Consider the following 13,373-nt stretch of genomic DNA (forward strand, 5'->3'; position numbering starts at 1 on the left):
CGGCCTCCCTACGCTCTGCCCTCACGAACTGAGAGCGCTCTCAGCAACTCTGGTCCACCCCACCCCCGTTGGAACGACGAGAGGTCCCCCACTGTGAGACGCACCGCATCCGCGAGACGCGCCGGCGGCACCCGCCTCGGCCTGTCCGCCCTGCTCCTGATGGCCACCTGCGCCGGCACCGGGCTCTCCTCCGCCGCTGCCGCCGACCGCGAACCGACCACCGCCCCCGCCTCCCGGCCCCCCGCCTCCGCCGCCCTCCTGGACGCCATGGAGCGCGACCTCGGCCTGACCCCCGCCGCCGCCCGCGAGCGGCTCGCCGACGAACAGCGCGCCACCAGGACCGAACGGGCGGCCCGCAAGGCCGCCGGTGCCGCGTTCGGCGGCGCCTGGTTCGACGAGAAGCGCGGCGGGCTCACCGTCGCCGTGACACGGCGGGGCGCCCTCGCCGACGTCCGCGCGACCGGCGCCGACGCCCGCCTCGTCGAGCACAGCACCAAGGAGCTGAACGCGGCGAAGGCCCGCGTCGACAAGCTCGACGCGCCCGCGGGCGTGGCCAGTTGGCGCGTCGACCACAAGGCCAACCGTGTCGTCGTCGACGTCGTCGCCGGACATCGCGGCGACAACGATGTCAGCAGCTTCCTGCGGAAGGCCCGCGCCACCGCGCCCGTGCGGGTGGCGACGGTTCCCGAGGGGCCGCGGACCTTCGCCGCGGGGACGGTCGGCGGCGACCCGTACTACACCGGCAACGTCCGCTGCTCCATCGGCTTCTCGGTGCACGGCGGCTTCGTGACGGCCGGGCACTGCGGGCGCGCGGGCGCGTCGGTGCGCGGCTGGGACGGGTCCGCCATGGGCACGTTCCAGGGGTCGTCGTTCCCGGGTGACGACTACGCGTACGTGTCCATCGGGCACGGCTGGTGGACCGTTCCGGTCGTCCTCGGCTGGGGCACCATCCCCGACCAGCTCGTGCGCGGCTCGGCGGAGGCGCCCGTCGGGTCGTCGATCTGCCGCTCCGGGTCCACCACGAAATGGCACTGCGGCCGTCTGCTCGCCAAGAACGAGACCGTCAACTACTCGGACGGCACGGTCGTGCACCAGCTGACCAAGACCAGCGTCTGTGCCGAAGGCGGCGACTCGGGCGGCTCGTTCATCAGCGGCGACCAGGCCCAGGGCGTGACCTCCGGCGGCTGGGGCAACTGCAGCAGCGGCGGCGAGACGTGGTACCAGCCGGTGAACGAGATACTCGGGCGCTACGGGCTGCGCCTGCACACCGCCTGATCACGGAAGTCCGCCCGGACCCGGCGCACCCGAGCCCGAGCACGCGAACCCCGGGGCGCCGGCAGCCGCGCACGCGTCACGCGGCTGCCGGCGCCCCGGCGGCGCTCAGTCCTCCAGGGCGTCCACGACGTCGTCGAGGCGGACGAACTTGAAGCCCGTGGCCTCGCGCCCGGACGCCTGCGGGGTCTCGTCGCCGTCCTGGACGACGAGGAGCCCGTGCGGGTACTTGGCGCCGAGCGGGGCGTTCAGGGCGGCGGCCCCGTCGCACTCCTCGGAGCCGTCGAGAGTCGTGGAGGCCGCGGTGACACGGAAGCCGCCCTCGTACTCGTTGCCCTCGCCGCGTTCGCGGTCGTACGCCGCGAAGGTGTTGTCGCCCTGGCTGGAGGCGAGGACGTAGCCGTCGCCGTCGCGCTCGGTGAGCAGCGTGAGGCCCTCCACGTCGGCGGCGAGCCGCTTGCCGCCGTAGCCGGGGTCGGCGCCCGGCACGCACTCATCGGTGTCCTCGTCGTAGGTGCCGGGCACGCCGTACTCACGCACCTTGTCGACGAGGGCGGGCGTGCCGGTGAGGTCGGCGCGCAGCCTCCAGACGCCGACGTCCTCCTGGCCCGCGTAGAGGGTGCCGTCGGCGGGGTCCACGACCATGCCCTCGACCTGGGGCAGTTGGCCCGGTTCGCCGCACGGCGTCCAGGAGGTGCCGTTCGGCAGGCGGAAGGCCGACGGCAGGTCGAGGGTGCGTATCGTGCGGTAGCCGACCGTGCCGGAACGGCCGGGCAGCAGCTCCAGGAGGGCGACGCGGGTCCGCTCCCGCCTGCTCACGACGGCGTACGAGCGGCCGGTGGCACGGTCGGTCCAGGTGGCGAGGCCGTAGGCGGTGCGCTGTTCGTTGATCTCGCCCTGGTCGGCGGAGAAGACGGGGGCGGCGGCCGGGTCGGTGACGTCGGTGAGCGGGCCGCCGGGGCGGTCGCGGTCGATGCGGTAGAAGCGCAGCCGGTCGTTGCCGCGGTCGCTGGTGACCGCGATGTCGGCGCGGCCGGTGGACAGCTTGAGACCGTGGACCAGGTCGACGTTGTTGAAGCGGCCGGGGGCGTCGCCGGGTGCCGGCCCCGCGGGCGCGGGCAGGTGCTGCACCTGCCGCGCGTCGAGGTCGTACACCCGCAGGCCGCCCTCCTTGGCGGTGGCGACGACCAGGCTGCGGCCCGGGTCCGCGGTGTTCCGCCAGATCGCCGGGTCGTCGGCGTCGGAGTTGCCGCCCGCCTCGTCGTCGTACAGCGGCGCCGTCTCGGCCCGGGGGGTGAGCGCGGGCAGGGCGCCGGGCGCGTGCGCCTGCGCGGGGGCCGCGGCGGCGAGCGCGGCCAGGGCGGTCGCGACGGCGAGGACGCTCGGTCTGCGGATACGGGCCTTGGGCACGGAAGGGCTCCTTCGGTTCCTGACGGACGCAGCGCGTGACGGCTGCGGTGCTTGACGGCTGCGGTGCTTGACGGCTGCGGCTGTCGACCGCTGCGACTGTCGACGGCTGCGGTTCTCGGCGGACTTCGGTTCGTCCCGGACGCGCGGTGCGCACCCGGCGTCCTGTCCGACCGCGTGCGCTCGCAGGCTCTTACGTGCTCATGCAGGGTGACGGGCGGAAGTACGCCCGCGGAAGAGCGCACGTCATGCGCATAAACGGCATGCGCATGACGGGGACACTGGCGCGAAAACGCCGCCTCCGGGGCGCCCTCCTCCTGCTGACAATGGCGGAGTCGGACACGGGACGGGGGGATCCGGTGAGGTACACGTGCTGCCCTGACGGAACGTGGGAGCGGGCCGCCGCCCGCCCGGCGCCCGTGCTCAGGCCCGGCGTCGTCGGCTACCGCGGCTTCCGGTTCGACCTGGCCAGGGCCCGGCGGCGGCTCGAACTCCCCGACTTCATGACGACGTTGGTGATCCTGTTCGGGCAGCGCCTGAGCGTGTGGGAGGCCGCGGGCACGGGGCGGGCCACCAAGTCGACGTACAGCTCCGTGTACGCCGGGATGCAGTCGCGGGCCCGGCTCGGCGAGCACGACGGGCGGCTCAGCGGCGTGGAGGTGGTGATCGCCCCCTGGGCGGCGTACACGCTCTTCCGTACGCCGATGAACGCGCTGGCCAACCAGTTGGTGGAGCCCTCGGATCTGCTGGGGCGCCGGTTCCGGGGCCTGGACGAGCGTCTGGGCCTGTGCCCCGACTGGGCCGCGCGCTTCGCGCTCCTGGACACGACGCTCACGAGCTGGCTCCAGGACGGGCCGCACGGCTCGGCGGAGGTGCTGTGGGCCTGGCAGCGGCTCAACCGCACCGCGGGCCGGATCCCCGTGCACACCCTCGCCCGCGAATGCGGCTGGAGCGAGCGGCACTTGGAGCGGCGCTTCGAGCAGCAGCTCGGTCTGCTCCCGAAGGCCGCCGCGCGCGTCCTGCGCCTGCGCAGCGCCGTCGGCCTGCTGTCCCAGGGGCACAACGGAGCGGCGGCCGCCTCCCTCGCGGGCTACTCCGACCAGGGCCATCTGAGCCGGGAGTTCAAGGGCATGACGGGCTGGACCCTGTCGCGGTTCGCCCGCACCCGGGCCCTCGCCCACAGCGGCCCCGCGGAGGTGGACCGGGGCGAGCGCAGGCCGACGAGCCTGGTCCTGCCGGACTGACGGGCACCCGACCGAGCGCGTTCCCCGGACACCGGCCGTCGCATACCGGATCGAGCCATCCCCCGGCGAGGTCGGTTTTCTTCAATACGGCCCCCGGACCCCTTTGCGAGGCTGCGTCGCACCACCGGCGTCCCGCGGACGTCCGCGCGGCGCCTGGCTGGACCGACTGACCACCGGCACCCAGCACCCACTTGACCCAGAGACGAGCGATCGCCCAGCGGCGGTCGGCGGAGGACACCACGGGGGAAACCACATGCCCATGCCACGCGCCGAGAGCGTGCGGGCCGTTCTGGAGGCCGACGGACACACCGTCGTGCACGGACTCTCCGGACAGCGGCACGCCATCGAACTCCTGCAGGACATCGGCCGGTTCGTGCCGCAGTACACGGGCACCGTCGAGCACGAGGTCGTGCACCGGCCCGGCAACGACGGCCGCGCCTACTCGCAGAGCCGCAACACGATCCGCGCCCACACCGAGGCCCCGGGCTGGGACCCGAGCCCGCGCCACCTCGCCCTGTACTGCCACCGCCAGGCCCGCTGCGGCGGCGGCCACACGGACCTGCTCGACGGACGGCTCCTGGAGAAGCTGCTCGGCCCGGCCGAGCACGCCCTCCTGACCGGGCCCCGGCTCGCCTTCCCGGGACCGGGGGACGGCACCGTCACCGTGCCGATGCTGTACGAGGAGGACGACGGCCGCCCGGTGCTCCGGTTCAGCTACAACCTGCTGACCGCCGCCGACTACGACGCCGCCCTCGACGCCGCCCCGGAGCCCGAGCTGCTGCCGCTCGGGCGTGCGGGCGCGGCCCTGGCCCGCCGCGTCGGCGAGCTGTTCGACCAGTACCGCACGCGGATCCTGGTGCCCGACGGGTGTCTGCTCATCTGGGACAACCAGCGGATGCTGCACGCCCGTTCCGCGTACGAGGACGCCGAACGCCACCTCACCCGCTACTGGATCGCCGCATGAGCGGCCGGGGAACCCGCACGGTGTCGGGCCGCAGGCTGGCCGCCCTGGTGCGCGACCGGTGCGCGGACGCCGGGCTCGCGCACGATGTCGACGTGGTCGGCCAGGTGCTCCCGTTCAAGGTGAGCGGCCATGTCATCGATCATCTGGTGGACTGGAAGAGCGCCCCCGACGACCCGCTGTACCGGCTGCTCTTCCCGCACCGCGACATGATCGACCCGGCGCACTTCCGGGCCGTGGAGCGCGCCCTCGGGGACCCGGCGGAGCTGCGGGCCACCGTGGCCGCCGTCCGCCGCGACCTCAACCCGCACCCCGGCGAGCAGCTCACCATGAACATCCCGCGCCTCGACGAGGGCGGCGAGGTCGAGGGCGTCCAGCACAAGTACGCCCAGACGGCGCTCGTCTTCCCGCGGCACGGCCAGACCTGCCACTCCTACTGCTCGTACTGCTTCCGCTGGGCGCAGTTCGTGGGCGACCCGGGGCTGCGCATCGCCGACGACGGGCCGCGCCGCGTCACCGACTATCTGCGCCACCATCCCGAGGTCAGCGACGTCCTGTTCACCGGCGGGGATCCGCTGGTGATGCGCACCGACCTCCTGGAGCCGTACGTGGACGCGCTCCTTCGGCCGGGCCTGGAGCACATCACGACGGTGCGCATCGGCACCAAGGCGCTGTCCTTCCACCCGGCGCGGCTCGTGAGCGACCCGGACGCGGCGCCGCTGCTGCGGCTCCTGGAGCGCATCGTGCGGGCGGGGCGGCACGTCGCCGTGATGGTGCACGTCTCGCACCCGCGCGAGCTGGAGCCGGACCTGACGCGGCTCGCCGTCGCCGCCCTGCGCGGGGCGGGCGCCGAACTGCGCTCGCAGGCGCCCGTCGTCCGGCACGTCAACGACGACCCCGGCGTGTGGGCGGACTCCTGGCGCGCCCAACTCGCCCTCGGCATCCACCCGTACTACCTGTTCGTCGAGCGGGACACCGGGGCGCGCCGCTACTTCGGCCTGCCGATCCAGCGCGCGTACGAGATCCACCGGGACGCGACGACCCAGCTCTCGGGGCTCGGGCGCACCGCGCGCGGTCCTGTCATGTCGACGACCGAGGGCAAGGTGACCGTGGACGGGCCGACGCGGCTCCCGGGCGGTGAGCGGGCGTTCTCGCTGCGCTTCCTCCAGGCCCGCGACCCCGACCTGGTGGGCCGCCCCTTCCACGCCCGCTGGGACCCGGACGCGCAGTGGTGGTCCGACCTCGTGCCGTCCGCGGACCACGACCGGCGGTTCTTCCCGCAGGACGCGCCGCCCGTGCCCGTGCGACAAGGGGGCCCGCGCTGAACGCCTCCCCGGCGGGCTCCGCGACGGGTGTCGCGCTCGCGGCCGTGTCCGCCTGCACCTTCGGCACGGTCGGCCCGGCCACCAAGGTCCTCGACTCGGCGGGCCTGACGGCGATGGAGATCGCCCAGGCCCGCCTGTCGGTCGCGGCGGTGCTGCTGCTCGCGTTCGTCGCGCTGACCCGGCCGCGAGCGCTGGTCGCCGCGGCACGGGAGGCCTACGGTGTCATCGCGGTGCTCGGCGTCTTCTCCTTCGCGACACTCCAGACCCTGTGCGGTGTCGCCGTCGCCCGCATCCCGGTCGGCGTCTTCGTGGTGCTGCAGTTCCTTGCGCCGGTCATCGTCGTCGGCTGGCTGCGGTGCGTGCGGCGGGTGCCGCAGCCCCGGCTCGTGTGGACGGGCACGGCCGTGGTGCTCGTGGGGCTGCTGCTCGTGGGCGAGGTGTGGTCGCGCCTCCGGCTCGACGTGGTGGGCGTGCTCGCGGCACTGGGGACGGCGGCGGCGCTCTCGGTGCGCTTCCTCGTCGCGGGGCGGGCGCTGGTCAAGCACGATCCGGTGACCGTGACCGCCCTCGGCATCGCGGTCGGCGCGCTCGCCCTGAACATCGTCTCGCCGGTCACGGGCTTCCCCTACGGCATGCTCGGCGACACGGTCCGCCACGAGTCGGTGTCGGCGCCCGTCTGGGTGGTCGTGCTGTGGGCCGCGTTCGTCGCGACGCTCGTGGCGTACGTCAGCGGCATCGCGGCCCAGCGGTTCCTGGCGCCGTCGGCGGCGAGCCTGTTCGCGACGCTGGAGGTGGTGGCGGGTGCGGGGGCCGCGTTTCTGTTCCTCGGCCAGACGCTGACGCCCGTGCAGTGCGCGGGGGTCGCCACGGTCCTGGCGGGGGTGGCCCTCGCGCAGCGGACGATGCGCACGTCCGCACGCCCGGGACCGCGGCCCGTCCGTCCCCCGCCGCGCGCGGGATCCCCCCTTCCGGTGGCGGCGGAGCCCCGGCACCCGGTGACAGAACCCCACGAGAGCCCGAGAGGAACCTGAACGATGGACGAGCGCTTTGTCAGCAACTCCGAGGAGGACGCCTTCGGCTCCGTGCTGTTCGGCGCCGTCGACAACCCGGTCATCCACCGCCTCGCCGCCAACTGGAAGCGGCGGGCCACCGTCAAGCGCGACGACACGGACCTGCTCGACCTGTTCGACCCCGCGCTGCCCGACTACCCCGAGGAGATCGTCCCCTTCGCCGACCACCCCACGTACACCGCGCTGGCGCCCGAGCAGCGGTCGGCCATCCTCACCTGGGCGATGATCGCCCTGAACCGCAACACGGAGTACTCCGAGACGCACGTGGTCAACCCGGCCTTCGGACTGATCCTGCGCGGCGAGTTCCCCGGCCTGTGGGGCGAGGCCCTGGAGGTCTCGCTGATGCAGGCCATGGTCGACGAGCAGTACCACATCCTGATGCACCGGATGGCGAGCGACGTGACCCGGGCCCGGCGCGGCGAGGGGTACCAGGAGAAGCAACTCCCGTTGCCCTACGCGTCCGTGACGCACCGTGAACTGACCGAGCGGGCGGTGGAGCGCTGGCAGCGCAGCCTGCTCACGCTCGCGTTCTCCACCACCACCGAGCTGTCCATCGGCGCGTACCTCGAACTGGTCGCCAAGGCCGACGGGGTGCAGCCCATGAACGTGACGCTGTCGCGGCTGCACCGGCACGACGAGGTCTGCCACGGCTCGATCAGCGGCGAGCTCCTGAAGGTCCTCTACCCCCAACTCACCGACGAGCAGCAGCGGTTCCTGCTCGACGCGCTGTGCCGGGCGCTGCGGGCCTACGCGGCGAACGACTACCGCGCCTGGGAGGCGATCATGCGCTTCGTCGGGGTCGAGGGCGGCGCGGACATGCTCCAGGACTGCCGGTCGGCGGGGCGCACGGCGCTGTTGCGGGACTACAGCGGCTTGCACCAGGTCCTCGCCGAACTCGATGTGCTCGACCGGATCGAGTTCGACTGGTCGAGCGTGAAGGTGTCGGGCCAACTGCCGTACGTCCTGTGAGGAGGGGTGCGACCGTGTCACTGCCGGAGAAGGAGAAGCACGGCACGTCCGGGCCCGTGTCGGGCGCGCGGGCCCCGGGCGCCTCGGCGTACCTCGTCGACGCGGACGCCGCGCGCGCCGTCGCGGTGGGTGCCCTCGGCGCGCACGGCGTGGACGAGGAGGCCTGCGCGCTCGTCGCCGACGCCCTCGTGGAGACGTCGGCGCGCGGGATCGGCACGCACGGCCTGCGGCTGCTGCCCGGCTACCTGGACGACCTCGCGCGGCGGATCGCCAATCCGGCGCCGCGGATCGCCGTCGTGCAAGAGAGCGGCCCTTCGGCGCTGCTCGACGCGGACGCGGCGCTCGGCGTGGTGGCGGGGACGGCGGGCGCGCGGGAGGCCGTGCGGCGCGCCGCGCGGTTCGGGGTCGGGGCCGTCGTGGTGCGCAACTCCAACCACTTCGCGGCCGCCTCGATCCACAGCCGCGTCATGTCCCGGGCGGGGATGGCGGGTTGGGCGATGACGTCGGCGTCGGCGCGCGTCGCGCCGTTCCACGGGCGCGATCCGCTGCTCGGCACCAATCCGGTGAGTGTCGCGGCCGGGGCGGGCGAGCACGAGTTCGTCCTCGACATGGCGACCAGTCAGGTGTGTCTGGGGACGGTACGGGAGCGGGGCCGCCGCGGCCGTCCCCTGGACCCGGGCTGGGCCACCGACGGCCAGGGGCACGCCACCCTCGACCCGGACCGGGCGGCGGCCCTGTCCCCGCTCGGCCCCGGCTACAAGGGGCAGGGCCTCGGCATGGTCGTGGCCCTGATGACCGCCGGGCTCGCCGACGCCCCACTGGACTGGGAGCTCGACCACATCGAGCAGGCGGGGCCCGGGGGCGGGCGCCGCGTCGCGCACTTCCTGCTCTGCCTGGACCCGGCGTTCTTCGGCGGCCGCGACGCCTTCGACGGGCGGCTGCGCGACCTGCTCGACACGACCCGCGCGGCCCCGCCCGCCGGCGGCTCTGCGGTGCTCTCCCCCGGTGACCCGGAGCGGCGCAGCGAGCGGGCGGCGGCACGGTCCGGGATCACCCTGGACGTGGAGACGACGCGGGCCCTGGAGCGCCTCGCCCGCCGCCACGGCCTGCCCGCGCCGACCCTGCGCCCCCTTCCGCGCCACGCCCCGTGACGAGCCCGCCCGCAGCACCCCGACGACGAAGGGCACCCCATGCCGAGGAGCATCCGATGAGCGCCCTCTCCCCCGCCGAACACATCTGGATGGACGGCCGTCTCGTCGCCTGGGACGAGGCCACGGTGCACGTCCTGACCCAGTCGCTGCACTACGGCTGGGCAGTGTACGAGGGGATTCGCGCGCACCCGACGGTGGACGGCACCCTCGCGGTCTTCCGGCTGCGGGACCATCTCGCGCGGCTCGTCCGCTCCGCCCGGGTGTACCGGATGGAGATCCCCTTCTCCGAGGACGAACTGGCCACCGCGACGACGGAACTGATCGCCGCGGGCGGGGCGGGCCCGCGCTATGTCCGCCCGCTGGTGTATCTCGGCTACGGCCATATGGGGGTGGCCCTGGACCTGTCCGTCGTACGGGTCACGCTCGCGGCGTGGGCGTGGGAGGACCAGCCGGCGCGGTCCTGGCGGCTGATGACGAGCGCGTGGCGGCGCAATCACCAGGACACCATCCCGCCCCTCGCGAAGGCGACGGGCGCGTATCTGAACTCCTCGCTCGCGAAGCTGGCGGCGCTCGGCGCGGGCTACGACGACGCGCTGATGCTGACGTCGGCCGGTCATCTCTCCGAGGGCTCGGCCGCGAACGTCTTCGTCGTACGGTCCGGCGTCCTGCACACCCCTCCGGTGCAGGACGGCATCCTGCCCGGCATCACGCGCGCCACGGTCATCGACCTCGCGCGCGCGGCCGGGATCCCCGTCCGCGAGCGGCCGCTCGCCCACGCCGAGGCGTACACCGCCGACGAACTGTTCGTCACCGGCACCGCGATCGGTGTCGTCCCGGTCGCGTCCCTGGACGACCGCCCCACGGCGCTGCCCGCCCCGGGGCCCGTCACGGCGGCGCTGCGGGACGCGTATCAGGACGCGGTGACCGGCAAGAACACGCCGTCGGCCGACTGGCTGACTCCCGTGCCGCGCCCTCGCGCCTAACTGTCCCGGCGCGGCTGCGCGGTCTGGGCGAGCGCCCACAGCTCCAGGTACGCCCGCTGGATGAACGTCCCGGTCAGGGCGGGGCCGGTGTTGGCGAGCGCGACGAGCGCGACGTGCCGGTGCGGGCTGAAGCCCGCGAAGGCGGTGAAGCCGCGGGTGCCGCCGGAGTGGTGGTAGAGGTCGTGGGTCGGGCGGGGCCGGATGTTCCAGATGAGGGCGATACGCCGGCCGGTGCGTGGCAGGGCGATGCGGGGTGTCGTGACGTCGGCGAGCGCGGTGCGCAGCGTGGCGGGGACGGCGGCGGGTGCCGCGGCCGGGTCGAGCAGGGCGTCCAGGCAGGTCAGCAGGTCGCGGGCGCTGGAACGGCCCGCTCCGGCGGCGGGCAGGGCGGGGATCTGCCAGGTGGGGCGCTCCCTGCCGTGCCAGTGGCCGGTGGCCTGCGGCTGGTCGGCGGCGCAGCTGGTGCGGGTCAGGCCGAGCGGGTCGAGGACGCGGGCGGCGAGCAGGGGCGCGAAGGGGGCGCCGGGGCCGTGGGCCGCGTGGGTGAGGAGGGCGCCGAGCAGGCCGACGCCGAGGTTGGAGTAGCGCACGCGGGTGCCGGGGGCGGCGCGCGGCCGGGTGCGGGCGAGGGCGGCGCGCAGGTCGGTGGCGGAGAAGGCGGCGTAGGGGTTGCTGAACCAGTGGGTCGCCCCGCTGCGCAGCAGGCCAGGGGGAAGGCGGGGCAGGCCGGAGGTGTGGGTGGCGAGGTGCAGCAGGGTGATGGGGGCGCCGCGCAGGTGCGGGGCGGCGGCGCGGGGCAGGAAGCGGGTGATGGGGTCGTCGTAGGCGACCTCGCCGCGGGCGACCATCTCGGCCAGGAGCAGGGCGGTGAACGTCTTGGTGAGGGAGCCGATCTCGAAGCGGGTGTCGGGGTCGGCGGCCGCGCCGCCGCGCAGCGCGGTGGAGCCGGTGGCGAGGACGGCGTGGTCGGGGCCGCGGCGGACGGCCAGGGCCACCGCGCTGGCGTCGGGCGCGGCGGCGCGCAGGGCGGCGAGCAGGTTCACCGACCAGGCGGGCTCCCCCGGGCTCACCGCTGCTCCGCCGCCCCGCCCAGGGTGCGGGAGACCGCGAGGGTGCCGGCGATGGCGGCGACGACGGCGGTGTGCTGGTGGTCCTCGAAGCGGCGGCCGGGGTCGTCGGTGACCGGGTCGCCGTCGCGGGGCACCAGGCCGTCGGCGTGCTGGACGCGGGCGAGCCGCTCCCAGTCGGCGGGCGCGCAGTACGGCTCGGGCAGGCAGCAGCCGACGATCATCAGCTCGGCGACCAGGTCCCACTGCTCGATCTCGGCCCAGATGTCGATCCACACGGGCAGCCAGGTGGCCACGTACGCGGTGAGGTCGTCGGGCAGTCCCGCGGGGTGGCCGCCCCAGTCGGTGAGGTGGAAGACGGTGTGGGTGACGCAGTAGCCGGTCATCCAGTCGATGAGCCAGGGCTCGGGGGTGGCGCCGAGCCAGGTGGCGCGGGCCAGGCCCGGCCAGTCGTAGGCGTGCGCACCCCGGTCGAGGCCCGCGACGCGGGCCGCGTTGGCGACGGCGAGCCTGCGGTTGGGCAGGACCTCGGCGCCGCGCACCGAGCGCAGTGCGCTGGTGTGGGCGAGGAGCCGTTCCAGGGGTTCGTGGCGGATGCCGCAGCGGGCGAAGGGGGCGTACGTCTCCAGCGGGTCGGTCATCATCGAGTACCGCAGGAGCCGTTCGTACAGCATGTCGCCGTCGCCGAACTGCCGCCAGCAGAAGTCCATCAGCTCGCGGGCGAGGCGCAGCTCGGTGCCGCCTGCGGCGGACTCGCGCAGGACGAGCGAGGCGGCGAGAGCGCTCTCGCCGAGGGGTTTGTAGACGCTGTCGGGGTCGCCGAGGTCGGCGGTGGTGTCGGCGGGCAGGGCGCCCAGCTCGCGGTGGGTGTGCAGCCAGGTCAGGGCCCGCGCGCTCACTTGGTGCGCGGTCCGCGTCACGGACGCCGTCATGCGGTCTCCAGGGCGAGCAGGCGTCGGGCGATGGCGACGTCGAGCGCGAGCCGCGGGCCGCCGCCGTGCAGACGCAGGTGTTCGAGCAGGGGCACGGGGTCGAGCGGGATGCGGGCGCCCTCGGCGGCGAGCAGGGCGAGCCAGCGCGTGATGCGCGCGGCGGTGGGGAAGTCGCGGCGGAGCACGGCGCGGGTGGCGCCGCGCGCGAGGGCGAGCGGGGCGGCGCGGGCCGCGGTGTGCACGGGGCCTTCGAGTCCGGGCAGGGCGAGCGGGGAGAGCTGGCCCATGCGGACGGACCAGCGCTGCCAGTCGGTGTCGGAGGGGGTGCTGTCGTCGGGGGCCGACGGCCGCTCGGGGCTCGTGAGCACGGTGTCGTCCGTGAGGACGGGGGCGCCCGTCGGCCGTGGCGCCAGGACGCCGTCCGCCTCCGTGCCGGTGAGGCGGGCGAGCAGCGTGGCCATGGCCCAGTCGCGCCAGGCGACGAGCCAGGGCTCGGCGGCCCCCGCGGGCGGCGGGTCGGGGGTGGTCACCGGGGGTGGGAAGAGGGCGAAGGACTGGGTGACGGCGGCCGCGTCCTGGGGGTGGAAGGCGGCGTCGGCCAGCACGTAGGGGGCGAAGGCGTCGGCGCCGACGACCCGGATGGCGGCCAGGGCCGCCTTGGGGTCGTCCGCCCGCTCGACGTGCTCGGCGACCATGGCGGTGCCCTCGATGCCCCGGAGGGCATCGAGGGCACGGACAGCCAGGTCAGCCGCGGACGCGGCGTACGCCGTCTGCGACCGATCAGGACTCACTTGCCCTTCGGCTCCTTCGGCTCCTTCGGCGATACGAGCGCGAGGAGCAGCAGGAATCCCGCTGCCTCGGGCGCGTACGTCGGCGCGTCGCTCAGGACCGCCTCAGGCTCCACCATGGCCGTACTGAGCGCCGCGGTGTCCGTCGGAGCGACAAGAAGCGGTGTGTGCTGAGCAAGCATCGGTGCCTCCTCACATAGACGT

Annotated in this window: 13 protein-coding genes; 8 read left to right on the top strand and 5 right to left on the bottom strand. The window is 74.6% G+C overall.

The window, feature by feature from the left end:
• The first annotated feature begins 159 nt into the window (after positions 1–159).
• Positions 160–1,275, top strand: coding sequence for a S1 family peptidase (locus AB6L24_RS01280; protein WP_405656992.1), 1,116 nt, complete (start codon positions 160–162; stop codon positions 1,273–1,275).
• Positions 1,276–1,380: 105 nt separating this feature from the next.
• Here the strand turns inward: AB6L24_RS01280 and AB6L24_RS01285 are convergent, their stop codons facing one another.
• Positions 1,381–2,682 (bottom strand): phytase, encoded by a 1,302-nt coding sequence (locus AB6L24_RS01285; RefSeq protein WP_405651004.1) that lies wholly within the window; start codon positions 2,680–2,682, stop codon positions 1,381–1,383.
• Between the two features lie 356 nt (positions 2,683–3,038).
• Between AB6L24_RS01285 and AB6L24_RS01290 the strand changes: the two genes are divergently transcribed.
• From AB6L24_RS01290 to AB6L24_RS01320, 7 genes are all read left to right on the top strand, one after another.
• Positions 3,039–3,923 (top strand): helix-turn-helix transcriptional regulator, encoded by an 885-nt coding sequence (locus tag AB6L24_RS01290; RefSeq protein ID WP_405651006.1) that lies wholly within the window; start codon positions 3,039–3,041, stop codon positions 3,921–3,923.
• A 253-nt stretch (positions 3,924–4,176) separates the two neighbouring features.
• On the top strand, positions 4,177–4,887 hold the full coding sequence (locus AB6L24_RS01295; RefSeq protein WP_405651008.1) for a TauD/TfdA family dioxygenase: 711 nt from the start codon (positions 4,177–4,179) through the stop codon (positions 4,885–4,887).
• Entirely contained in the window at positions 4,884–6,209 is a 1,326-nt protein-coding gene (locus AB6L24_RS01300; protein WP_405651010.1) for a KamA family radical SAM protein, read from the top strand. Before AB6L24_RS01295 ends, AB6L24_RS01300 begins: the two co-directional genes overlap by 4 nt.
• Positions 6,116–7,240 (top strand): EamA family transporter, encoded by a 1,125-nt coding sequence (locus AB6L24_RS01305; RefSeq protein WP_405651012.1) that lies wholly within the window; start codon positions 6,116–6,118, stop codon positions 7,238–7,240. Before AB6L24_RS01300 ends, AB6L24_RS01305 begins: the two co-directional genes overlap by 94 nt.
• A gap of 3 nt (positions 7,241–7,243) precedes the next feature.
• Complete coding sequence (locus tag AB6L24_RS01310; RefSeq protein ID WP_405651015.1) at positions 7,244–8,248, top strand: diiron oxygenase; 1,005 nt, start codon at positions 7,244–7,246, stop codon at positions 8,246–8,248.
• 14 nt (positions 8,249–8,262) lie between these two features.
• Positions 8,263–9,399 (top strand): Ldh family oxidoreductase, encoded by a 1,137-nt coding sequence (locus AB6L24_RS01315; protein WP_405651017.1) that lies wholly within the window; start codon positions 8,263–8,265, stop codon positions 9,397–9,399.
• A gap of 56 nt (positions 9,400–9,455) precedes the next feature.
• Positions 9,456–10,382 carry a branched-chain amino acid transaminase gene (locus AB6L24_RS01320; RefSeq protein WP_405651019.1) on the top strand — a complete coding sequence of 309 codons (927 nt, stop codon included), beginning with the start codon at positions 9,456–9,458 and terminating at the stop codon, positions 10,380–10,382.
• Here AB6L24_RS01320 and AB6L24_RS01325 read toward each other — a convergent pair.
• From AB6L24_RS01325 to AB6L24_RS01340, 4 genes are read right to left on the bottom strand one after another with little or no spacing between them, the layout of a single operon-like run.
• Positions 10,379–11,452 carry a serine hydrolase domain-containing protein gene (locus AB6L24_RS01325; protein ID WP_405651021.1) on the bottom strand — a complete coding sequence of 358 codons (1,074 nt, stop codon included), beginning with the start codon at positions 11,450–11,452 and terminating at the stop codon, positions 10,379–10,381. The two genes, AB6L24_RS01320 and AB6L24_RS01325, sit on opposite strands and share 4 nt — an antisense overlap.
• Positions 11,449–12,381 carry a DUF6895 family protein gene (locus tag AB6L24_RS01330; protein ID WP_405651023.1) on the bottom strand — a complete coding sequence of 311 codons (933 nt, stop codon included), beginning with the start codon at positions 12,379–12,381 and terminating at the stop codon, positions 11,449–11,451. The genes AB6L24_RS01325 and AB6L24_RS01330 overlap by 4 nt, the downstream gene beginning before the upstream one ends.
• Positions 12,378–13,172: a hypothetical protein gene (locus AB6L24_RS01335; RefSeq protein ID WP_405651025.1), complete on the bottom strand. Its 795-nt coding sequence runs from the start codon at positions 13,170–13,172 to the stop codon at positions 12,378–12,380. Before AB6L24_RS01335 ends, AB6L24_RS01330 begins: the two co-directional genes overlap by 4 nt.
• Positions 13,169–13,351: a hypothetical protein gene (locus AB6L24_RS01340; protein ID WP_405651027.1), complete on the bottom strand. Its 183-nt coding sequence runs from the start codon at positions 13,349–13,351 to the stop codon at positions 13,169–13,171. Before AB6L24_RS01340 ends, AB6L24_RS01335 begins: the two co-directional genes overlap by 4 nt.
• Between the last annotated feature and the right edge of the window lie 22 nt (positions 13,352–13,373).

The organism is Streptomyces sp. RK9, from assembly GCF_045070545.1.
Lineage (GTDB): Bacteria > Actinomycetota > Actinomycetes > Streptomycetales > Streptomycetaceae > Streptomyces > Streptomyces alboflavus.

What these genes read in the sequence shown, in the direction of transcription:
- AB6L24_RS01280 (WP_405656992.1), top strand. Translation starts at nt 160, where the DNA reads ATGGCCACCTGCGCCGGCACCGGGCTCTCCTCCGCCGCTGCCGCCGAC.
- AB6L24_RS01295 (WP_405651008.1), top strand. Translation starts at nt 4,177, where the DNA reads ATGCCCATGCCACGCGCCGAGAGCGTGCGGGCCGTTCTGGAGGCCGAC.
- AB6L24_RS01300 (WP_405651010.1), top strand. Translation starts at nt 4,884, where the DNA reads ATGAGCGGCCGGGGAACCCGCACGGTGTCGGGCCGCAGGCTGGCCGCC.
- AB6L24_RS01310 (WP_405651015.1), top strand. Translation starts at nt 7,244, where the DNA reads ATGGACGAGCGCTTTGTCAGCAACTCCGAGGAGGACGCCTTCGGCTCC.
- AB6L24_RS01320 (WP_405651019.1), top strand. Translation starts at nt 9,456, where the DNA reads ATGAGCGCCCTCTCCCCCGCCGAACACATCTGGATGGACGGCCGTCTC.
- AB6L24_RS01330 (WP_405651023.1), bottom strand. Translation starts at nt 12,381, where the DNA reads ATGACGGCGTCCGTGACGCGGACCGCGCACCAAGTGAGCGCGCGGGCC.
- AB6L24_RS01340 (WP_405651027.1), bottom strand. Translation starts at nt 13,351, where the DNA reads ATGCTTGCTCAGCACACACCGCTTCTTGTCGCTCCGACGGACACCGCG.